15 protein-coding genes, 1 tRNA gene and 1 riboswitch are annotated in these 22,051 nt (G+C 38.8%); of the genes, 4 read left to right on the forward strand and 12 right to left on the reverse strand.

What is annotated here, in order from left to right; translation table 11 throughout:
• Positions 1-182 precede the first annotated feature (182 nt).
• The 6 genes from HXT55_RS04375 to eno form a co-directional block, all read right to left on the reverse strand.
• The gene (locus HXT55_RS04375; protein ID WP_048730269.1) at positions 183-1,352 is read right to left on the reverse strand and encodes a branched-chain amino acid aminotransferase; all 1,170 of its coding nucleotides are present in this window, start codon (positions 1,350-1,352) and stop codon (positions 183-185) included.
• A gap of 211 nt (positions 1,353-1,563) precedes the next feature.
• Positions 1,564-1,647, reverse strand: a tRNA-Leu gene (locus HXT55_RS04380).
• Positions 1,648-1,688: 41 nt separating this feature from the next.
• The gene (locus HXT55_RS04385; protein WP_180947271.1) at positions 1,689-3,317 is read right to left on the reverse strand and encodes a DUF501 domain-containing protein; all 1,629 of its coding nucleotides are present in this window, start codon (positions 3,315-3,317) and stop codon (positions 1,689-1,691) included.
• Between the two features lie 60 nt (positions 3,318-3,377).
• The gene (locus HXT55_RS04390; protein ID WP_004115258.1) at positions 3,378-3,998 is read right to left on the reverse strand and encodes an FtsB family cell division protein; all 621 of its coding nucleotides are present in this window, start codon (positions 3,996-3,998) and stop codon (positions 3,378-3,380) included.
• 185 nt (positions 3,999-4,183) lie between these two features.
• Positions 4,184-5,098, reverse strand: coding sequence for an L-lactate dehydrogenase (locus HXT55_RS04395; protein ID WP_004111821.1), 915 nt, complete (start codon positions 5,096-5,098; stop codon positions 4,184-4,186).
• A gap of 221 nt (positions 5,099-5,319) precedes the next feature.
• Positions 5,320-6,615, reverse strand: a complete 1,296-nt coding sequence (eno, locus tag HXT55_RS04400; RefSeq protein ID WP_004111823.1) for a phosphopyruvate hydratase — start codon at positions 6,613-6,615, stop codon at positions 5,320-5,322.
• 148 nt (positions 6,616-6,763) lie between these two features.
• Positions 6,764-6,866, forward strand: a riboswitch (TPP riboswitch).
• On the opposite strand from eno, the gene HXT55_RS04405 reads away from it, so the two are divergent.
• From HXT55_RS04405 to HXT55_RS04415, 3 genes are all read left to right on the forward strand, one after another.
• Complete coding sequence (locus tag HXT55_RS04405) at positions 6,857-7,654, forward strand: ABC transporter permease (protein WP_116439759.1); 798 nt, start codon at positions 6,857-6,859, stop codon at positions 7,652-7,654. It overlaps the preceding riboswitch by 10 nt.
• Positions 7,655-7,841: 187 nt before the next feature.
• Positions 7,842-8,846 carry an ABC transporter substrate-binding protein gene (locus HXT55_RS04410; RefSeq protein WP_004111826.1) on the forward strand — a complete coding sequence of 335 codons (1,005 nt, stop codon included), beginning with the start codon at positions 7,842-7,844 and terminating at the stop codon, positions 8,844-8,846.
• Between the two features lie 58 nt (positions 8,847-8,904).
• Positions 8,905-9,645, forward strand: coding sequence for an ABC transporter ATP-binding protein (locus tag HXT55_RS04415; protein WP_116692133.1), 741 nt, complete (start codon positions 8,905-8,907; stop codon positions 9,643-9,645).
• A gap of 33 nt (positions 9,646-9,678) precedes the next feature.
• Here the strand turns inward: HXT55_RS04415 and mfd are convergent, their stop codons facing one another.
• The 3 genes from mfd to HXT55_RS04430 all read right to left on the reverse strand — a co-directional run bounded on the left by mfd (position 9,679) and on the right by HXT55_RS04430 (position 15,087).
• On the reverse strand, positions 9,679-13,281 hold the full coding sequence (mfd, locus tag HXT55_RS04420; RefSeq protein WP_415682812.1) for a transcription-repair coupling factor: 3,603 nt from the start codon (positions 13,279-13,281) through the stop codon (positions 9,679-9,681).
• Positions 13,271-13,870 carry an aminoacyl-tRNA hydrolase gene (gene pth, locus HXT55_RS04425; RefSeq protein WP_004115264.1) on the reverse strand — a complete coding sequence of 200 codons (600 nt, stop codon included), beginning with the start codon at positions 13,868-13,870 and terminating at the stop codon, positions 13,271-13,273. The genes mfd and pth overlap by 11 nt, the downstream gene beginning before the upstream one ends.
• Before the next feature lie 164 nt (positions 13,871-14,034).
• Entirely contained in the window at positions 14,035-15,087 is a 1,053-nt protein-coding gene (locus HXT55_RS04430) for an ABC transporter substrate-binding protein (RefSeq protein WP_004138058.1), read from the reverse strand.
• A gap of 314 nt (positions 15,088-15,401) precedes the next feature.
• Here HXT55_RS04430 and HXT55_RS04435 point away from each other — a divergent pair, with 314 nt between their 5' ends.
• Positions 15,402-16,193 carry an ABC transporter permease gene (locus HXT55_RS04435; RefSeq protein WP_004117970.1) on the forward strand — a complete coding sequence of 264 codons (792 nt, stop codon included), beginning with the start codon at positions 15,402-15,404 and terminating at the stop codon, positions 16,191-16,193.
• Between the two features lie 86 nt (positions 16,194-16,279).
• On the opposite strand, the gene HXT55_RS04440 is transcribed toward HXT55_RS04435, so the two are convergent.
• From HXT55_RS04440 to HXT55_RS04450, 3 genes are all read right to left on the reverse strand, one after another.
• Positions 16,280-19,834, reverse strand: a complete 3,555-nt coding sequence (locus tag HXT55_RS04440) for a UPF0182 family protein (protein WP_248902379.1) — start codon at positions 19,832-19,834, stop codon at positions 16,280-16,282.
• Between the two features lie 132 nt (positions 19,835-19,966).
• On the reverse strand, positions 19,967-21,256 hold the full coding sequence (locus HXT55_RS04445) for a uracil-xanthine permease family protein (protein WP_013399566.1): 1,290 nt from the start codon (positions 21,254-21,256) through the stop codon (positions 19,967-19,969).
• A 344-nt stretch (positions 21,257-21,600) separates the two neighbouring features.
• Positions 21,601-21,969 (reverse strand): DUF488 domain-containing protein, encoded by a 369-nt coding sequence (locus tag HXT55_RS04450; protein ID WP_004115283.1) that lies wholly within the window; start codon positions 21,967-21,969, stop codon positions 21,601-21,603.
• Positions 21,970-22,051 lie beyond the last annotated feature (82 nt).

Raw genomic sequence — 22,051 nt, forward strand, 5'->3', positions numbered from 1 at the left:
TATTTCCTTTCCAAGGTTAGTTAAACACTTAAAAAACAAAATCCGCCTAATAATTAGCCTATAACTAATTAAGCATACAATTAGCGCGCCACCTCTTATAAGACATAAAAAATGACGCGCCAAATACTAAAAACTCTAACGGCTTTAAAACGACTTTTAAATAGCTCTTAAACAGCTTTTAACTAGTCGCACACCTTCCACATCCAGTTGTGAGTATCTTCAACATCTCCAAGCTGAATACCAAGCAATTCATCACGCAAAGCCTGAGTCAACTCACCAACTCCACCATCAGCAACCTTAAGATCGAAGTCATCTGACTTAAAGCGACCAATAGGCGTAATAATCGCAGCAGTTCCGCAGGCAAAGACTTCAGTGACCTCACCAGAGCGAATATCGTCAAGCAATCCCTGAAGTGGAATCATAGTTTCAACAACCTTGTGACCCGCTTCTTCTGCAAGCTGAATAATAGAACGACGTGTAACACCTGGAAGAATGCTACCAGTAAGAGATGGAGTTTCCAAATGACCATCCTTGTGCAAAACAAACACGTTCATTCCACCAAGCTCTTCCAAATAGGTCTTAGTTGCTGCATCAACGAAGCAAACCTGTTCGCAACCGTGTTCAATACCCTTGTATTCACCGAGCAAGGAAGCCGCATAATTTCCACCACACTTAGCAAAACCAGTACCACCAGGGCCAGTGCGGAACCACTGATCTTCAACCCAAATACTAACTGGCTTCAAGCCACCTTTAAAATATGGTCCTGACGGAGAAGCAATAACACAATATTCAACCTCATGAGCTTCTCGCACACCTAGGAACGGCTCGGAAGCAAACATGAACGGACGCATATAAAGAGTATATTCACGTCGGCTTGGAACCCACTCTTTATCTCGCTTAACTAAGGCTGCAACAGATCCAATAAAATCGTCGATAGAAAGATCTGGCAAATACAAACGCTTAGCAGAATTCTGGAATCGTGCCGCATTAATATCTGGACGGAAAAGCCAGATGGATCCATCAGTTCGTTTATAAGCCTTCAAACCTTCAAAGCATTCTTGGGCATAATGCAACACAGAAGCACCTGGATCCATTTTTAATGGTCCATAAGGCTCAACACGTCTATCTGACCAGCCTTCTCCCTTAGTCCAAGACATATGGACCATATTGTCGGAGAAAATCTGACCAAAAGCAGGCTTATCAATCAGCTCTGCTCGCTTTGCATCCGAAACAGGATTATCGTTAGGCAAAACAGTAAAATTGCCAGCCAGTTTGTTCAACAGAGCAGAATCACTATGATCGTAAGAATCATAGGCATTTTTAAAGTCTGGAGCAACCTCTAAATCAGCCATTATGTCTCTTTTCCTAATTTGCGATATTACTTGTATTTTTATTATTGCTTTTATTGCAATTAATGGTATAGATTAGTACGATTCTCGATTAACGCAAGACTGTAAACAAATATTTTTATAGAAAAGAGATTAATTAAACCAAAATTTTTACGAATTGCAACAAAAAATTAACATCAAATACGTAAAAAATAAATTCGCAGCGTAATATTTGTGCCTCTGGTGGGACTCGAACCCACAAGCCCGTAAGGGCGTCAGATTTTAAGTCTGATGCGTATGCCAATTCCGCCACGGAGGCAACAGACAATTATTATGCCATATAATACAATTAAAAACAACTCAGCGTGTGGCGAGAATTCTACGACCTAAATCTAACGTGATTCCATCTAGTAAACCATGCTCACTAGCAACAAAAGTATCTAGAACACCACCATGGTCTTCATACGCCGCTTTTGCAAGTCGTTCAAGTACACGACTCAACACAACTGCACCTCCACCAACAACATCAATTCTTCCAGGATGAATAGTGGCATAAGTACGTCTACGTTCTCTTGTCATATGCAAGAACCTGTCATTAACTGTATACGCCTGATCCAACGCGATTTTTACTCCATCAACAGCCTTATGGTCATAATGCTTTAATCCAATAGCAAGGGCTGCCATAGTTGTAACAGTGCCAGAAACACCAATAATCGTGCGAGCTTTACCAGCGTTAACATGCTTAAAAGCTTCGTCTATATTCTTGTCAATATCTTTTATAGCACAAGAAATTTCTTCTTCTGTTGGAGGGTCTGTATGCAAGTGTCTCTCAGTCATTCTAACGGAACCAATATTCATTGAATACGCGGAATCTACTTTATCTTCTGCAATATTCACACCATCTCCACCAAGAACAATCTCAGTAGACCCACCACCTAAATCTACAACAACATAAGGGGCTTGCAAATCTTTTCTAGAAACCACACTTGTTGCTCCCAAAAAGCTCAAAGCAGCTTCTTCAGTTCCACTAATCACCTCTGGATGTACACCAAGCTCATCAAACATCATCTGTTCAAAAACGTCTCTGTTTAGCGCATCCCTAGTTGCAGATGTTGCTACAAAACGAATAGCATCTATTTTGTGTTCACTAAGTACTTTTGCAAATTCTTTGGCAGCAGATTTAACTCTCTGCAAAGCATCTTCAGCAAACATATGCGTTTCATCAATTCCCTGACCAAGTCTTACAACTCTAAGCATTCTAGGAACAACATCGCGCATACCATTAGCATTAACTTTTGCAATTTTTAATCTAATCGAATTCGTGCCACAGTCAATTGCTGCTACGCAAACCGATTTATTAGTTCCAACGATTGTATTGGTGTTAAAAGATTTTGTATTTAATAATTTCTCAGTTTCAATTTCATTAGCATCATCACTCCAAGGAGTAGTGCACTTACAAACATTAGGGTCAAATTCATTTTTTACCTTGCTTAACACCATATCGCCAATAGGATTCACACCTTTGCCCATTACAAGACTTTGCGCAAGCAAGGCATGCAAACACTTAACACGAACAGGCATACCCCCAGCACTCATATCTTTAATATGCTCTTCACTATCTTCTAATCGAATAGCTAATTCGTGACGAAACTCTAAATAGTATTTATGTGCCTGCTCATATTTTTTAGCAACATCATTGTCATTATTCAATAAATTGTTGCATTCCTTCATAAAACCTTGTGCTTCAAGATGCGAAGCTGCTTTAACCGCTTCTGGACTTGTTAAGTAGCATGTAGTTGGAAAAGGAGTTCCATCTTCTAAGCATGGTCTTGTAATAACAGCAAGAGGACGTCCACAAGCGCATCTAGCTCCAACTGCAACCATGCCCCTAGGGAATCTTCCCAATTGACGTTTAACAATGTCTTTATCTGCATCACTTGCAGGGTTTTCCAACAAACTATCCACTAAGGATTGTATATTCAAATCCATGTTTTTAACTCCCCTATGCATTTGCATGATTTTAAAATAAAGTACTTTAATATTTTCTTACTACTGTCTACTTGTATTACTCTGTTTCTTATCTGTAGATTTTGACGATTTATTTTTCTGATGCTCATTTTGCTGGCGACTTTTATCCATTTTATTATGCTTAGAAGTCTTATCTTTATTAGAATCGTTAACGTCATCGTTTTGAGATTTCATACTCATATCATCTGGCTTATCTGCTTTATGAAGAGAATAGAACAAATCACTATACCAAGGAAGAGCTTTTCTTTCTTCATACTGTGATTCATCTTTATTAAATGATTTTGGCACAACTCCTGTAACAGCTTCTGGGTGTTCAACTCTAACAGCCTGCTCTCCAGGGAATATGAATCCTAGCCTATCCCTAGCTTGTGCAGTAACATACGCTTTATCTTTCCAACGATCAATATTATTATCCAACTCCTGTTTTTTGTCTTTTAGAGCAGACTCATCTCTTTGCAAAGCGTGTAATTCAGCCAAGCTTAACGCATAATTTCGAATTGTTGAAACAAATTCTATAGAACAAAGAAACGCCACTACTATCATAAAAACAAATACGAACGAACCAGAAAACAGCCTTTTTTTCTTTGGCTGATTTGATTCATCAACTGTACTTGTTGCCGTGCGGCGATTTCTCAAAACCATACTTCTAAGTTACTTTAAATATTCGACGTGTAAATACACCTTATATTTACTTTTAGCCTAAAAAATCATTATTACACAATATGAACAAAATACACGCCAAAATACAAAAATTGTGACCAGCTATCCATATATAGGAGCTGGTCACAAAATCATACTCAAAATTCTTTTAAAACTTAGATTCCCAACTATTCCATTTGAGCCTTGCTCAAAATCGTATCTGCAGAATGCTGCAACTTTTGCAACTCTTCTTCAGTCAAATCAAGCTTGCACTGCTCAATAATGCCATCTCGACCAACAATCGCTGGATAAGAAAGATAAGAATGATATTCTTCACGATAATTGGATACAGGCATCTGTTCTCTAGAATCCGTCATTACAGCATTCACTAAACGAACAGCTGCTGCAGCAATACCGTAGTTGGTATATTTCTTTCCATAGAACACAGTGAAACCGCCTTCGCGAGTTTCATCATCAACAGCATCCAAGTCAATGTTCTTTTCCTCAGCAAGATCAGTAATTGGCTGCTCTAACACTTTTACCGTAGACCATGCAACGAACTGTGAATCGCCGTGCTCACCTAAACTATAACCCTTAACTGCCTTAGGATGAACTCCGAAGAACTTTCCTACAGCACGATGCAAACGGGCAGAATCAAGAAGAGTGCCAGTACCAATAACTCTTTCGTATGGAAGTCCAGTAGCTTCCTTGTAGAGCTGGCAAATAGCATCACAAGGATTAGTGATATCTATCAAAACGCCATGGAATCCAGAAGCTTTAATTTTTGCACCAACTTCTGCAACCTCTTTACGGTTATACTTAAGCTCCGCAAAACGATCTGGATGAGGAACATCCAAAAGTTTTATATGACCCAAGGCGCTTACGATTACTTCTACGTCTTTTAATGCTTCATAATCATTTACTGTAATATTAACGTTAAAAGGCACATTATCCATTGAATCTTCAAAATCAAGAGCATCAGCCTTAACTTTTGCTTCATTTGAATCATAAAGATACAAATCGTCAACGTGACCACCAATAATGAGCTGATGGGCTACTGCAGCACCAACATTACCCATGCCTATAACAGCGACTTTTCTCATATGAAACATCTCCTTCTGTTTTTAGTTTTTCACAAAAATAGCACTATTTTGGAGATAATGAAAGTAATTTTAGAAAAATTTTTTTAAAATTTTAAGAAATCATTGAAAATATACAAAAACGGTCAGCCACATTTTATTGCGGCTGACCGAAAATAAACTTCAGCTCAAAGCTTAAAAAGCTTAAACAAGTCTTATGAAGAACTTATAAAAGCCCTAGTATATTACTTCATATACTTCTTGCAAGCCTTGAATGCGCTGTAACCAGCATACTGAGCGGTAGAGCCAAGCTCTTCCTCAATCTCAAGCAAGCGGTTATACTTAGCGATACGCTCACCACGAGCAGGAGCACCAGTCTTAATCTGACCAGTGTTCTTAGCAACAGCAAGATCAGAAATGGTTGTATCTGGGGTTTCACCAGAGCGGTGGGAAACCATAGAAGTAAAGCCATTCTTGGTTGCAAGCTCAATAGCGTCGAGGGTTTCGGTAACGGAACCAATCTGGTTCAACTTTACGAGCAAGGAATTAGCTGCTCCAAGCTCAATACCCTTAGCCAAACGCTTTGGATTGGTGACGAGCAAGTCATCGCCAACGAACTGCAAACGATCACCAAGACGCTTGGTGATTGCTGCCCAATCATCCCAGCCTTCTTCCTGGAATGGATCTTCGATGGAAACGATTGGATACTCGTTGATGAGCTTCTCGTAGTAATCGAGCATGTAAGCAGATTCGCGCTCTTCGCCGTCGAAACGATACTTGCCAGTTTCCTTGTTGTAGAACTCAGAAGAAGCAACATCGAGGGAAATACCAATCTGCTTGCCTGGCTCGTAACCTGCAGCTTCGATTGCATCCATGATGTACTTCAAGGAATCTTCGTTGGACTTCATCTTTGGAGCGAAGCCACCTTCGTCACCAAGACCAGTAGCCAAGCCTTCCTTCTTCAAAACGTTCTTTAAGGTGTGATAAACCTCAACACCAGCGCGCAAAGCATCGCTGTAAGTTGCGAAACCGTATGGAGAAATCATGTATTCCTGAATATCAGTTGCAAAATCAGCGTGAGCGCCACCGTTCATGATGTTCATGTTTGGAACTGGAAGAATATGTCCGTTAGTTCCGCCGATGTAACGATACAATGGAAGCTCTGCAGATTCAGCAGCTGCATAAAGAGCAGCAAGAGAAACGCCAAGAATAGCATTTGCGCCAAGCTTACCCTTGTTTGGAGTGCCATCAAGCTCAATCATGGTTTCATCAAGAGCACGCTGGTCAGAGGCATCCATGCCAATAACCTTTGGAGCAATTACTTCATTAACAGCCTTAACTGCTTCCAAAGTACCCTTGCCCTGATAACGGGACTTGTCGCCATCACGACGCTCCCAAGCCTCAGCCTCACCAGTCGAAGCACCAGAAGGCACTAAGCCAATGCCCTGAGCGCCATCTTCGGTCTCCAAATAAACCTGAACGGTAGGATTTCCACGAGAATCCAAAATTTCGCGTGCATATACGCTTTCAATAGCTGCCACAACTACTCCTTATTCATTTTGTTGGTTGTGTAACATATTCAAGATTAATGCGTTTTATGGACGTTATTTCGTAGCGTAAGTCGTTAAAGATACAAGCCTATATAATCTAAGCGTTTCGCGATTTGTCCATGCCTTTATACGATAATAACAAACTGACACGGGGTGCAATTATTTAATTGTAATTGCTGAGATTATACCCGTCGAACCTGATATAGCTAAAACTATCGAAGGGAATGTCGTTATGAATAACCTTTTTAGCGCGATTGCAAAACTGCATTATAAAGCTTTTATTTCTTTAAAAGCTTGGCTTTCGACTGTAGTGATTCTTTTTTTATGGTTTTTAACAACCTTAACTCCTGCCGAAAATCGCGCTTTGCCATCTCCAAGCGAGGTAATAAAAGCATTTGTTGACTTAAACAACGAAGGAATATTACTACCGTCTCTTGCAATAAGCATATTTAGAGTTGTAGCTGGTCTTCTTCTAGGGATTGCTTTTGCTTTGCCATCTGGAATCATTTCTGGCGGAAGCAAAATAGGAGAATCAGTAATAAATAAACCAAGTCATATGCTCAGATCCATCCCATTCCCAGCATTAGCACCTTTATTGATCATTTTTCTCGGTGTGGACGAAATGATGAAAATAATGCTTATAGCGCTTGGTGTTTTTGGACCAATGTATGTCAATATTCGAGATGGAGTAAGGAACATTGACCCTAAACTAATAGAACTTGCAAAGGCTTATAACGTTAAAAAATCGACTGTTTTTACAACAATTTTTATGCGAGGAACACTAGCTAATTTTATGACAGGATTGCGATTTTCAATTTCCGTAGCATGGGTTGCTTTAGTTACTTGTGAAACAGTTAATTCTTCAATAGGAATCGGATATATTCTTTCTAGAGCTCAACAATTCTTTAGACCAGATCAAATGATGGCATGCATTATTTTATATGCGATTGCAGGACTTGGATCAGAAGTTACTGCAAACATATTCGAATATTGGCTTATGCCAGAACGCAGAGTAAATAGAGAATCTTAACAAAGAGTTGATTTTAGAAATTCACGTAAATAAAGAATTTATAAAATCCTCTGTGAATTTTAGAGATACTTTTAACGATACTTTTAAAAATAAGTCAATTTTTATAAAAATTTAATCAACAAAATTTAATCAACAACCAAATAAACCAAATAAGAAAAACACAAAATAAAGGTAAAGGAGCCAAATCATGGCTAATTTCAAAATACAAATTGCTAGCAAACGCTCTATTGCAGCAATATGCGCTTTTTGCGCAACTATCGCCCTTGCATCTTGCGGCGGAGCTCAAAAACCTGCAAATAACTCCCAATCTTCTAGCAAAGATACGGGAATAATGAGGGTTGCTTATCTTTCTACAGCAAACTATTTAACAACGTTAAAAAATGAAAAATTCCTTCAGGAAGAATTTGGAAAAGCAAAAGTCACCTATACTGGACCATACACTCCAGTTGATGGTCTTACCGCAGTTATGAGCGGAAGCGCTGATGCAACAACTACTGGAACTGGACGATTTATTGATTTGATTGCAGAAGGTCAACCTTGGGTTGCATTTGCGCTCGAATATTACAATGGTGATTCTCAAGGAATCGTTGCATCCGCAAAAAGCGGCGCAAAAACACTAAAAGACTTATATGGAAAGAAAGTTGCTATTATTCACAACGGTGATACTGGCGATTACATGCTTCACCGCGCATTCGATAAAAGCGGATTAGACGTTTCTAAAGTGCATAAAGTAGAGATGAGCCCTAAGAACTTCCAAGCAGCATTTACATCTGGACAGATTGATGCAATTTCCTCATTCGATCAGAATCTTGCTGCAGCGATGACAACCCCTGGGTCAAAATTACTTGTTAACGCTAAAAAGTATGGCAACATGAATGTTACCATTCACATTGTTTCTAGAAAATTTGCTAAGAAGCATCCTGAGCTCGTTAAAAAAATGTATAACGCCCTTGTTCGCGAAGCTAATAAGTCGCATAAAGAAAAGAATGTTATTGGGAATGCTTATAAGCAACTTGGAGCAAGCGATACAATCATTAAGCAGATTGAAAAATTCGATAATCCAACAATTAAGCCAATCGATAAGAAAGGCTTAGAAATGATGAAGGTTCAGGCAAAAGAATACGTAAAATATGGTTTAATTAAGCAAGCTCCAACAAACTTGGATGATTCCGTAATGGATTGCAGCAAGTAACCTAAACCTTTAAAATACGCTAAATAATTTTCAAAATCAAAACACAGTAGGAGTTAATATGAACATTCAAAACAATGAAAATAATGCTAATAATGTCAACAATTCCTACTGTGTTTCTTTAACGCATATTGAAGTAGCATTTGACGACACTTATAAGGTTTTGAAAGATATTAATTTAAACATTAAGCAAGGCGAGTTTGTCTCACTTATTGGCAGATCAGGTTGCGGAAAAACAACGCTTCTTAAAGTAATATCTGGTTTACTAAAACCTACAAGCGGCAATATAAACGTTACAGACATGCAGGCTATAGGATTCCAAGATGCAAGATTAATCCCATGGCTAAAAATTGGTGAAAACGTTGTTTTTGGTCTTTCAGACAGTAAAAACAATCTTAAAAAACTTGCAAATAATGCTCTTAGCAAAATGCAATTAGAAGAATACGCCAACAAATGGCCTTCTCAACTTTCTGGCGGTCAAGCTCAACGCGTCTCTTTAGCTAGAGCATTAGTAAGAAACCCAGAGCTATTGCTTTTAGACGAACCTTTCGGCGCATTAGATGCTTTAACAAGACTAGACATGCAAGATCTTCTAGCTAAGCTAAGAACACAAAACGGCTGGAGCACAATCATGGTTACTCACGATATTGCGGAAGCTGTAAGATTATCAGATCGTATTCTAATGCTTCAAAATGGCGTAATATCAAGGCAATGGAATATCGATAGAAGTAGTGTTGATTCGCAAGGAAGACCTACAAATCATGTTTCTATTGAAGATGATTTAAGACTTGCCTTAAAGTGACATGTCTACTATTTAAAACTCACCGATTAATTTTTACCAATTAATGTCTTCTAAAAGTTGTTTAGTCCATTCGACTATCTCTTTTTCACTCATAGACGACGAATCTCCTAAAACAGACGCAAAAGGAGATGGAAAAATCATTGTGTGAGTTACAGGCTTAAACTGTGCTCCCCTGTAGATCCTACTCAAACGCATCCAAACAGATTGAGCTGGATCTACGCCAATAACGCGCACAGTTTTACCTTGCATGCTTATTTGATTAACACCCATTTGTTTAGCTTTAAAACGCAATCTTGCAACATCAAATAATGTTTGTAAGGATTTAGGAGGATTTCCATATCTATCGCTTAACTCATTGAAAATCTCTTTTAAGTCTTCATCATTCTGAGCTTCAGCAAGCTTCCTATAAGCTTCCAAACGTAATTTATCTGAATCAATATAAGATACTGGAATTGAGGCTTCTATTGGCAAATCAATAGAAACAGATATGGACTCTTTATGATCTGGTTCCTTATATTTTTCAACAGCTTCAGATACCATACGAACATATAAATCGAATCCGACTCCTTCAATATGCCCACTCTGAGCATCGCCAAGCAAATTGCCAGTTCCGCGCAATTCCAAATCCTTCATAGCAACATCAAAACCAGAGCCAAGAGCAGTATATTGAGCGATTGTTGCAAGTCTGTCGTGAGCCTGCTGAGTCATAGGCTTAGTAGGATCGTACAAAAAGTATGCGTATGCGCGCTCACGACCTCTGCCAACTCGCCCTCGTAATTGATGAAGCTGACTTAAACCGAATCTGTCAGCGTGATCTACAATAAGCGTATTTGCATTAGAAATATCTAATCCTGTTTCAATAATCGTAGTGCAAACAAGAACATCAATATCCCTATGCCAAAAATCACGAATAATAGTGTCAAGTTGCTTCTCGCCCATTTTTCCGTGCGCAATCGCCACTCGAGCATCTGGCACAAGTTTTTGAATATTAGAGGCAATTTTACTAATATCTTCTACGCGATTATGAACGTAAAATACTTGTCCTCCACGCAATAATTCACGTTTAACACAGGCTGCAACTTGTGCATCTTCATATGCTCCAACATAAGTCAAGACTGGTAGACGATCTTCTGGAGGCGTAGCAAGCGTAGACATTTCACGAATACCCGTAACAGCCATTTCAAGCGTTCTAGGAATAGGCGTTGCAGAAAGGCTAAGCACATCTACATTTGTTCGTAGAGCTTTCAAAGTCTCCTTGTGCTCAACACCAAAACGTTGTTCTTCGTCTATAATCACTAATCCTAAATCTTTAAATTTTATATTTGGATTTAAAAGTTTATGAGTTCCAACAACAACATCTACTTGCCCAGATTCTATTCCTTGCATTGTAGCATCTATTTCTTTTGCACTCTGGAATCTGCTCATTGCGGCAACTGTTACAGGAAAGCCAGAAAAACGGTTAGTGAAAGTCTCGTAATGCTGCTGAACCAAAAGAGTGGTTGGCGCTAGAACAACTACTTGTTTACCGTCTTGAACAGCTTTAAATGCAGCTCGAACAGCAATCTCCGTTTTACCAAACCCAACATCTCCGCAAATCAACCTATCCATTGGAATTGGCTTCTGCATATCTTGTTTAACTTCGTCAATAGTAGTAAGCTGATCTGGCGTTTCTTGATACGGAAATGCATCTTCCAGCTCTTTTTGCCACGGAGTGTCAGAGCTGAAGGCAAAACCTTTAGTAGATGCTCTGGCTGAATATAACTTGATTAAATCTTCTGCAACTTCTTGAACATGCTTTCTAGCTTTTGCCTTTGTAGCAGCCCAATCTGATCCTCCAAGTTTGTTTAACTTTGGAATTTCAGCCCCAATATATTTGCTAACCAAGTCGAGTTGATCGGTTGGAATAAAAAGCTTGTCGGCAGGCGCATTACGTTTACTTGGTGCGTATTCAATTTCCAAGTATTCACGAGTAGCTTCTCCACTTGAGGTTTTTATATTTCGCTGCCTCATGCCTATAAATTTGCCGATTCCATGCTGATCGTGAACAACAAAATCGCCTGGTTTAAGATCTAGAAGGTCTATTGATTTTCGTCTTCTCCTAGGAGTTTTAAGCGCGCTTGCAGAAGATGTTTTTCCAGTCAAATCTCTTTCTGTAAGAATAGAGATTTTACTTTGTTCATCTATGAATCCGTCCACTATTTGCGATTGAATCGGTACAAAATCAAAAATTCCAGTTGATTGTATTGCGCGACTTAGTCTAGATAAGGTTCCATATGCGGATGCAATTATGTAAACTTTAAATCCGTTTGCTATAAGACCAGATATTCCACTAGAAATCTTTTCATTGTCTCCTCTAAATTCTTGAGGAGATTTAATGCTCAATTCTAGACGGCTATTTTTTACAATTTTATTTTCGCTAGATTCTTTAATATCTACGGTTGCTGGCGACTTATCAGATCCAAAACTCGTTAAATTTATTACCTGATGATTCTTATTTTCTAAGCTTTCTAAAGTTTCATCAAAATCAAGAAAACTCGCCTGATCGAATGTGATTGGAGCACCTGCTCCTCTACCAGATGCAGCTACATGCCAGCTTGCTGCCAAAAATTCATTAGCAGTTCTACTTAAATCTTGAGCTGCGCGCCTACATTTTTCTGGGTCAGAAATCAATATTATAGAATTTTTTGGAAGCAGATTTTCTACTGGTTCCATTTTGTCAACTAATGCTGGAAGCAACGACTCCATACCCTCTACTGGTATTGCATTCGATATGGATTCCAACATGTCGTCAGCATTTTGAATTTTACCAATCAAAGATTTTGCACGATTTTGAATATCTTTTGTAAGCTGTAATTCTCTACAAGCAGTAGCCCAAATACTATTAATATTCTCACCGTATGTGCGTTGATCAGATGCATGAAACTGCTTAATCGTGTCGATTTCGTCTCCAAAAAATTCGATTCTAACAGGATGATTCATCGTTGGAGAAAAAACATCTATTATTCCACCTCTAACCGCAAATTCTCCACGATTCATAACCAACTCAACGCGATTATATGAGTTTTCAACAAGACGTTTTACAGCAGAATCTATAGGAACTTCTTTACCACATTCAAAAACAAGAGGCTCCACGTCTGAAATATTTTCAACAACTGGCTGAATAATAGAACGAACTGGCATAACAAGCACACGAATTGGGCTAAACATTCTATTTTTGCCACTTTGAGGATGTTTTAATCTTCTAAAAACCGACATTCTACTTGCCACAGTGTCTGCTCTAGGAGAAAGACGCTCATGAGGAAGAGTCTCCCAAGCCTCGAGTTCGGCAATATCCTGAGGATCTCCATCATACCAATCGCGTATTGAAGAAACAGCGTCACTAGCATCTCTACCTGATGGAGTAATTAGAACAACAGGACTACTCTTTGATATTGCAGCTGCTATAGCAGGTCTAGAACCTAAAGGAGATGCTACAGTAAGCGGATTCGGAAAATCTAGCACGTTAGAAACTAAAGATTTAAACGCTTCATTTTTATCTAAAATATCTTTAAGTATATTTTCAAAAGAAACGTTAGAATTTATAAAATCTTTAGAATCTGACATATTGTTAGCAAAAAAATCAGATTTATTTGCCATTGAAATGCTCCTGAGTGGCGCTAAGCCCGCGGAAGATCACACTTTCTACTGCATCAGCACCATCTGCCAAAAAATTAGGAAGTTCAGATTTTTGCGCACCAGCAAAACCGCCCAAAACCCAATTAACAGTATTATCATGAGCGCGCGCTCCGCGTTGAGCGTGCCCCACACCCATTCTCACACGAGCATATTGCGGAGTTCCAAGGCTGCGATCAATAGAACGAATACCATTATGGCCTCCAGCAGAACCGCCAGATTTTACTTTAATACGACCAAAATCCAAATCCATATCGTCATGAATAATCACAATATGGTCAGTTTCAATCTGATAATACGAGCTTATTGACGAAACAGCAGCACCAGAATCGTTCATAAATGTGAGCGGCTTAGCGAGGAAAAACTTCGCCGATTTACCGTCTAAATTCATTACTCCCTTGCCTAATTTTGACAAGCCCTTATGGTCGGAAAAAGATATTGACCAACGCTCACTTAGCACGTCTGCAACCATAAATCCCATATTATGACGTGTACCTTCATACTTCGATCCAGGATTTCCAAGTCCTACAATCAGCCAAAAATCCGATGCCATAGCGCACACTCCAACTCATAAACTCAACAACAAAATGGGCGTACCGATTGAATACTACTTAAATACGTAGGCTCTCGATACGCCCTCATATACTGCGCACTATTCTACCAATAAGACGGTCATTGTTTAAATAATGCGGTTATTGTTTAAAACTTTCGCAAAAACTACTTTAAGAATTCGTCGGTGGATAATTCTTTAGCTTGAGGAGTTTTATGAGTTACCTTACCTTTTGCATCAGTGTAAGCTCCTCCTTGGCTTAAGAAGTTAAAGTAGTCTTGAGCACCTTTAACATCACTTGTACCAAACACAAACTTGCCACTTTTAATATCTGCGTGGTTTCCCCAATACTGACCATCGACGATCAGTTTCATGCTGCGTTTAACAAATTTTGGATTAAGATTTGCGTCTTTAGCTTCTTTAACCAAAATGTCAGATGCTTCATCTGGGTGCGAATACGCGTATTCATACCCACGCTTTGCAGCTTTAACGAATGCGCGAACAAGCTTAGGATCACGTTTAATTGTTCGCTTATTAGTAATAATACCAATCGTATCTGGCTGACCAGGAACTCCATAATCTCTAGACCTAAAACAACGAAGCTTAGGACCGAACATATCTGCTTGGACACCTTCCCAAGTCGCATAAAACCCACCAAAATCTGCTTTTCCAGATTCAAGAGTACGGAAAGTTGAGGTTCCAACAGTAACTTTATCGAATTTACCCTTGCCACCATCATGCTGAATCATTCTGTTAATTACAACATCACTTTCTGCAGCACCAAAAGACGCGTAAGTTTTTCCATCAAAATCTTTAGGAGAATGAATCTTATTGTTTTTAGCAAGAGCACACCAGATTGCACTTGGTTTTTGCTGCACTTGCATAACCTGCTCAAGATTAGCTCCCTTTGTAGAAGAATCAGCAACATTAGTTAATGTAGTAAGAGCAAAATCAGCTGCACCACTGTCTACAGCATGTTCAGAACCAGTTGGAGCAACAGCAAGCATATCCACATCTAATCCTGCATCCTTAAACCAACCTTTATGTTTTGCAACATAGACACCAATATGATTAGTATCTGGTGCCCAAAAAAGCATAAAAGATACTTTACGAAGATTCGAGTTTTGATTATTACCCTCAAATCCACATGCAGAAAGAGATAATGCACAAAATGCAGAAAGAATAAACGCAAGACTACGCTTTAAAACACGCATATTCATGAGTTCCCTACTTTGTTTTTACTTACCATTTTCTGGGAAATGCAGCACAGACTTGGCAGAAAACGGTATCAAGGGCCTAGCCCGCGCCGTTCAATGCCCCCTATCAAGCTAAGAGTTTGACTAGGTTTGCCACACATTGACTCACGAAACATTTTGATTATGCACGATTCAATCGACAAATTAATAATCATGTTACAAACATAAGATTCTGATAGAATACACGTGCTATTCTTATTTCTGAATTTATGCGATTGGGGCAGCAGTCGCTATTTTTATGTCACTAGTTTAATATTCAAGAAAAGGATTGAAAATAAATGACGCAATCGCGTTTAAAGACTACGCTTGCAAAGTGTCTGCCAACTGTAATATCAATAGCAATTGTGCTGGTTCTATGGCAATTTGCTTGCCAACACTATAAGATATCGCCAAATCTTATTCCTGCACCAACTTCTATTGCTCAAGACACAATTGAATCATTCCCTACTTTATTGCCTGCTGCACTAATAACAACTCAAGAAACAGTTATTGGCTTTGCACTAGCAATAATATGCGGAATTCTTCTGGGCGTATTTTTCCACGTTTCTAAGCTAGTTAAGTCTGCTTTATTCCCACTACTGTGCGCGGCTCAAACTATGCCTTTAATTTCTATTGCACCAATTTTCTTGATTTGGTTTGGATTTGAAATGTCTGGGAAAATAGTAATAGTAATGATTTTTAGTATGTTTCCTATTGCTGTTCAAACTGTTCGAGGATTAGACGCAGTTCCTAGTTTTTATACCGATGTTGCATTAACTTGTGGAGCTAATGCTACTTGGACTTTGTGGCATGTCAAGTTGCGCGTAGCGGCTAGGCAAATTTTCGGAGGAATTAAAATTAGCGCAGCATATGTTTTGGGAACAGCTGCTACAGCAGAATATTTAGGAGCTAGAAACGGCTTAGGTATTTGGCTTCAATCCGCATATAACTCTTTTAGAACTCCACTTATTTTTTCAGCAACTATAGCAATAATAATTCTTACAGCTCTTCTAATGCTTGTTATAAATACAGCTGAAAAACTTCTTCTAGGTCCTGTGGAAGACGATGAAGATCCAGATAATCAACTGTAAAACTGATATATAAAATTAATGCCGAGCATAATGTAATCGATTATGTTCGGCATTAATTTTTATTGTTCCAAAACTGTCTTCTAATTCTACTTAACAGCTTCTTCACTCATTGCATCATTAATAGCATCGCTAAGCTCTTTTTGAGCCTTTCCATATGCTTGCCAATTCCCTGATCTCATTGCAGAATCAGAATCCTTCAACGCTTGAGCTGCTCGTTTAAGTGCAATCCTAGCTTTTTCACTAATAGAATTAGATTTTGCAGGTGCATTTGCACTACTTTTAGCATCGCTCTTATTGGCATTATTTGCATTATTTTTATTGGAGACATTTTCATTTGAGCCAGAATTATTGGAAGCATCGCCAGCGTTTGCGCCGGAGTTTCCTCCAAACACTTGGTTTAACGCTTCATCCAAAGTGTCAGCAAATCCAACTTGATCTCCAAAAGCAACCAATACTTTCTTAAGCAATGGGTAGCTCGTAGAACCGCTAGATTGTACGTAAACAGGCTCTACGTAAACCAATCCTCCACCAAGAGGCAATGTAAGCAAGTTTCCACGCTTAACTTTGGTTGAGCCAGATTCAAGCAAATTCAACTCTTTAGAAACATTTGCATTAGCATTAAAGTTGTTTTGAGCTTGACCAGGTCCTGGAACATTTGAAACTTTAGGTAACTCTTGAAGTCTTAGTTTGCCATAATTTTCGCTTACTTTTCCAGCAACATTTCCAGCATCGGAATCTACAGACAAGAATCCAGTTAGTATTTCTCGAGTGATTTTTCCAGCAGGAATATATGTGGAAACAAGCGAAAATACTGGTTTGTTTGCTCCTCTAGTTTGCAAAGTCAAATAGTATGGAGGTTGCAAAATATCTTCTCGCTGAAGACTTTGAGATTCTGTAGGATCTACTGGAGTCTGCCAGAAGTCTTCTCCCGAGAAGAACTGACTTGCGCTGTCAACATGATACTTTGCAAGCAAATGCCTTTGCACTTTAAACAAGCTTTCTGGATATCGAATATGACTCATCAAATCGCCAGAAATCTTAGAAATATCGTGATAATGACCTGGGAATATTGATCTCCAAGCCTTAATCACAGGGTCCTTTTTATCCCAAACATACAAATCAACCGAACCGTCGTAAGCATCAACAGTAGCTTTAACTGAATTGCGAATATAGTTTGCTCGCTGATTCGTTAAGCCTTTAATAGAACGAGATGTTGTGGTTGTAGAATCCTGAGTCACCTGACCAAAATCAGTCATTTGCGAATATGGGTAAGAATCGGACGTTGTGTATCCGTCAACAATCCACTTAACTCGTCCGTCAACAACCGCTGGATAAACGCGTCCATCTAAAGTCAAGTATGGAGCAACTTTAGAAACGCGAGTCTTAGGATCACGATCATACAAAATCTGCGAATCAGAAGTAACTCTATCAGAGAACAGAATCTGATCTGACTCAAAACGAATAGCGTGCAACAACCTAGAGAAGAAGTTTCCTACTCTTGGTCCACCATTTCCCTTAAACGTTGTTAAAGCACCATTTGAACCAGTTGGATAATCAAATTCCCAAGGAGCAGTGCCTTTTGGAGAACCAACAATAGAATACTTTGGAGCATTTGGCGAGAAGTAAATACGCGGCTCATACTTCTTCAACTTTGTAAGCTTTCCTTGAGTTGGAATTCCATACTCCATAAATTGCGGCTGACCATCTGCAGTAACCTTATTTCCGTATGCTGCAACCACGCCATATCCGTGCGTGTAAACAGTATGGTCATTAACCCAATTTCGATTATCGTTTCCAGCTAAATCAAGCTCTCTTGCAGCAATAACCGTGTCTTGACTCACGCCATCAATGTCATACTTATCTACAGAAAGAGTATCTGCAAAAGTATAGTATTGCTTAGATTGCTGCAATTGGCGGAATGTTGGAGAAGTAACTTGAGGGTCTAAAAGCCTGATTTGTGCAGTAGACTCCGCTTCTTTTGCAAGCGCTCCCGACTTTCCTTCCGAAGTAGCGTTATACGATTCTTTTTTAACATTATTTAAGCCATACGCAAACTTAGTTGCATCAATATTTCGCTGAATATAAGTGGCTTCTAATTCTTGAGCATTCGGTGCTACCTTAAAACGTTGCAAAAGAGCAGGCCAAGCAAAAGACAAAACCATAGCGCATACGACTAAAGACGCAACAGCTATAGCAGGCGTGCGCCAAGCTTTAACAGCTACAGCAAAACGCGTACCGATTTTTACATTTCCATTAAGAGCATGAGACTTTAGCAGCCACGTTGTTATAACAATTCCAACAATTAGTGTTATTACAGCCATTGCAATGCTGGAAGGAACGCCAGCATTCATATCTGTGTAAGATCCGCCAGTAATCTTAGAACCATCCAAATTTACAATCGCAAATACATCTAATATTTGCAAAACGGACCAGAAAATAATAACGAGCATAAACCATGCAGAAATTTGGCGCCTTGCACTTTTAGTTATGTTAAAAATGCCCTTGCCTCCTACAGGCAGCGTAATCCTTACAGCTCCCATTAAAGCGTTTGTTATAACGCTAAATAGCAAAGAAACAGCAAGAAGAACAATAAACGCTCTAGTAAAAAGACGCAATCCTGGCAAAACAAACACGTAAAAACCGTTATCAAATCCAAATTGCGGATCTTTAATACCAAATGATTGGTAGTTAAACATAAGCAAAATTTGCACCCAATGATTGTAGAATTGCATTCCAAACACAGCGCCTACAATCAAAGACACAACTCCTGCAACATGCATTGCAAGCTTAGAACTTATTCCCTTTTTAGTGTCTAAAATATTGCCTTTTTCTTTAACATATACGCCATCTTCGCTTCCAGGGCGTTTTTTAATCGCAATATATGCAGACAAATACCCAAACGCAGCCATAAGCAGAGCGTACAAAGCCCAAACGCCGATTTTAGCAGCTAGTTGAATCCAGATTACGCTCTCAAATCCAAGTTGCGCATACCACATGCAATCTGTAATAAAAGTAGAAAAACCAAAAATAATTGAGCATATAAAAGCTATTGCTACTACTATTGCAACAATAATCCAACGCCATTTTCTTGATTTTCCAACAAACTTATTTACATCAAAATCTATTCTCATATAGCGATTATTCTCCTTACTGTTTGAGCTTTTATTATCGCTTTTATTGCTTTTACTATCTTTACTATCTTCGCTAGCATTGCTAGTATCGCTATTTTTGGGCGAGTCACCTTCGTTTTCTAGTTTTTTCTTAGCTTCTAATATATCGCTAAAGAGGTCACCAAGGTCATCATCGTCACTATAATAGTCTGCCAAATCTTTTATTTTTTTTGCAAACTTTGAAGAAGTCTTATCTTTGTTTTCACTATTAGACTCATCTTTAGAAGCATCTTTATCAACAACATTGACACTGCTATTATCTTCATCAATGCTTTCTACAACTACATCTTGGTCAATAGAATCATCTGCAGAAGTATCGGCAAAATCATTATTTTGATTGCTCTTTTTCTTTCCATCGCTTGAATAATCAGAACGCTTATACACCTTAGTGTTTTCAGGTTTTTTAGCCATATACGCGCCAAAAGCAGCCCATGCAACGCCAATGATTATTTCTATGATGACTTTCAACATAAAGTTAATAATACTATATTAATTATTCCCAATCTACTTGTTGTGTAATCAAAAATAATTACAAAAAAGCGCGCTCACAAAGTAGCGAACGCGCCTAATTTGATTAAATTAAATCATATTGAAGCATTTATGCTAAGCAACATCTGGATCATCTTTAGCAATTGTTCCAGTAAGCTTTCCAATTACTTTCATAATGTGATACACAACCAACACAACAACAGTGCCGATTGCAATACCGTTAAACTGAATTCCAGAAACAGCAAATTGGAAGTTAGCAATGCCAATAATCATAACGATTGCAGCAATCATAATGTTAACTGGCTTATCGAAGTTCACTTTGTTCTCTACCCAAATGCGCACGCCGATCATGCCAATCATGCCGTAAAGCAAAGTGGTTACGCCGCCCAAAACGCCTGCTGGAATGGAGTTTACGATTGCACCAAACTTTGGGCAGAGGCTTAATACGAATGCGAAGAATGCAGCGCACCAATAAGCGGCAGTAGAATACACTTTTGTTGCAGCCATAACGCCAATGTTTTCGCCATATGTTGTAGTACCGCAGCCGCCAAAGCACCCAGCAATTGCAGTACCTAAGCCGTCTGCAAACAAAGCGGTACCAATCTTGGAATCGTAGTCGCGGCCAGTCATCTGAGCTACAGACTTAACGTGACCAACGTTTTCTGCAATAAGAACGAGCACAACTGGCAAGAACATAAGCAAAACAGAGAAGTCGACTTGCGGAGTGTGGAACTTAGGGAAGCCAATCCAAGAAGCTTGCTCAATCTTACTAAAGTCAACTTGACCCTGGAAGCATGCGTAAGCGTAGCCAACAAGAACACCAAGCAAAATGTTTAAACGTCCAAGAAGACCGCGGAAAATTACTGCAATAAGCATAACTGCAACCAAAGTTACTAAAGCAGTATCTGGCGCCTTTTGGAAGTTACCCCAAACAGCTGGACCCAAGTTAAAGCCAATGATTGCAACGATTGCACCGTTAACAACAGGAGGCATAATAATGTCGATCCACTTTGCTCCTGCAAAATGCACAAGCACACCGATTAAAGCAAGAAGAATACCTGTGCACATAATGCCAAAGCTTGCTACAGCAATACCTTTATGCGCAGCAGTTACAGCCATAACAGGTGCTATAAGACCAAAAGAGCTTCCTAAATAACTAGGAAGCTTATTTGCGTTAATCAACAAGAACAGTGCTGTGGAAAGAGCCGTGAACATTAAAGTAGTAGACGGATCAAAGCCTGTAAGAATTGGCACTAAGAATGTTGCGCCAAACATAGCAATAACATGCTGAGCGCCAATACCAGCAGTACGAGTCCAAGTTAGACGCTCATCTGGCTCTACTACTTCTCCTGGCTTCAAAGTTTTTCCGTCACCATGAAGCTGCCATGTAAACAACGATTTCATCGTTTTCTCCTTGTGTAAAACGAGTTCGTATATATGTTTGTAGTCGAACAACTACAAAAAACAAGCGCCAGCTTAAAAAAAAAAAACAAGCACTACTCGAGCGCAGGTTTGGCAGCTTCCGCAGAGGTCGCCATCAACCGCCGCCCCTTAGCCAAATGGTCATTCTAATGTACTAATCATAAAGTGTCGAGGCAATTTTAAAAATAACAAATTTACATGTGATTTTCATTGAAATATCAAGGAAAATCGGTGTGTCGAAAACAGATAAAACACAACTAATTAATACTAATAAAAGTTTATACTTATAAACTTTTGCTTACGTATTAAATCTGCTTATTACAATCTTAATTTTGCAAAACATTTTGAATGTAATCTTTTAACACAATTGCATGATTTATACGCAGATCTTTCGCGCCATATAAAAACGTTACTTTTTTATTTTTTCTACATATATCTACGATTTGGTTTACACAATCTTGATTCTCGTCCAACTCTTCAATATAACGATTAGCAAATTCTTCGAAACGCTCAGACTTATGCCCAAACCATTTTCGCAAATCACTTGATGGAGCAATATCTTTACACCACAAATCAAGATTTGCCTTTTCTTTACTTATTCCTCTAGGCCACAATCTATCTACTAATACTCGCAAGCCATCATGTTCATCAGATGATTCATAAATGCGTTTAATTTGAATATTAATATTGCACATAATTACCTCATTACCTCTTTAACTACATATAATGATTACACAATTATGATTTTTTTCAACAAGATTTAATTAATCACAATCC

The organism is Gardnerella sp. KA00718 (genome assembly GCF_049244285.1).
GTDB classification, from domain to species: Bacteria; Actinomycetota; Actinomycetes; order Actinomycetales; family Bifidobacteriaceae; genus Bifidobacterium; species Bifidobacterium vaginale.

Bases quoted from the DNA above. Each gene is read 5' to 3' on its own strand.
- HXT55_RS04375 (WP_048730269.1), bottom strand. From the start codon at position 1,352: ATGGCTGATTTAGAGGTTGCTCCAGACTTTAAAAATGCCTATGATTCT.
- HXT55_RS04385 (WP_180947271.1), bottom strand. From the start codon at position 3,317: ATGGATTTGAATATACAATCCTTAGTGGATAGTTTGTTGGAAAACCCT.
- HXT55_RS04390 (WP_004115258.1), bottom strand. From the start codon at position 3,998: ATGGTTTTGAGAAATCGCCGCACGGCAACAAGTACAGTTGATGAATCA.
- HXT55_RS04395 (WP_004111821.1), bottom strand. From the start codon at position 5,098: ATGAGAAAAGTCGCTGTTATAGGCATGGGTAATGTTGGTGCTGCAGTA.
- HXT55_RS04405 (WP_116439759.1), top strand. From the start codon at position 6,857: ATGAATAACCTTTTTAGCGCGATTGCAAAACTGCATTATAAAGCTTTT.
- HXT55_RS04410 (WP_004111826.1), top strand. From the start codon at position 7,842: ATGGCTAATTTCAAAATACAAATTGCTAGCAAACGCTCTATTGCAGCA.
- HXT55_RS04415 (WP_116692133.1), top strand. From the start codon at position 8,905: ATGAACATTCAAAACAATGAAAATAATGCTAATAATGTCAACAATTCC.
- mfd (WP_415682812.1), bottom strand. From the start codon at position 13,281: ATGGCAAATAAATCTGATTTTTTTGCTAACAATATGTCAGATTCTAAA.
- pth (WP_004115264.1), bottom strand. From the start codon at position 13,870: ATGGCATCGGATTTTTGGCTGATTGTAGGACTTGGAAATCCTGGATCG.
- HXT55_RS04430 (WP_004138058.1), bottom strand. From the start codon at position 15,087: ATGAATATGCGTGTTTTAAAGCGTAGTCTTGCGTTTATTCTTTCTGCA.
- HXT55_RS04435 (WP_004117970.1), top strand. From the start codon at position 15,402: ATGACGCAATCGCGTTTAAAGACTACGCTTGCAAAGTGTCTGCCAACT.
- HXT55_RS04440 (WP_248902379.1), bottom strand. From the start codon at position 19,834: ATGTTGAAAGTCATCATAGAAATAATCATTGGCGTTGCATGGGCTGCT.
- HXT55_RS04445 (WP_013399566.1), bottom strand. From the start codon at position 21,256: ATGAAATCGTTGTTTACATGGCAGCTTCATGGTGACGGAAAAACTTTG.
- HXT55_RS04450 (WP_004115283.1), bottom strand. From the start codon at position 21,969: ATGTGCAATATTAATATTCAAATTAAACGCATTTATGAATCATCTGAT.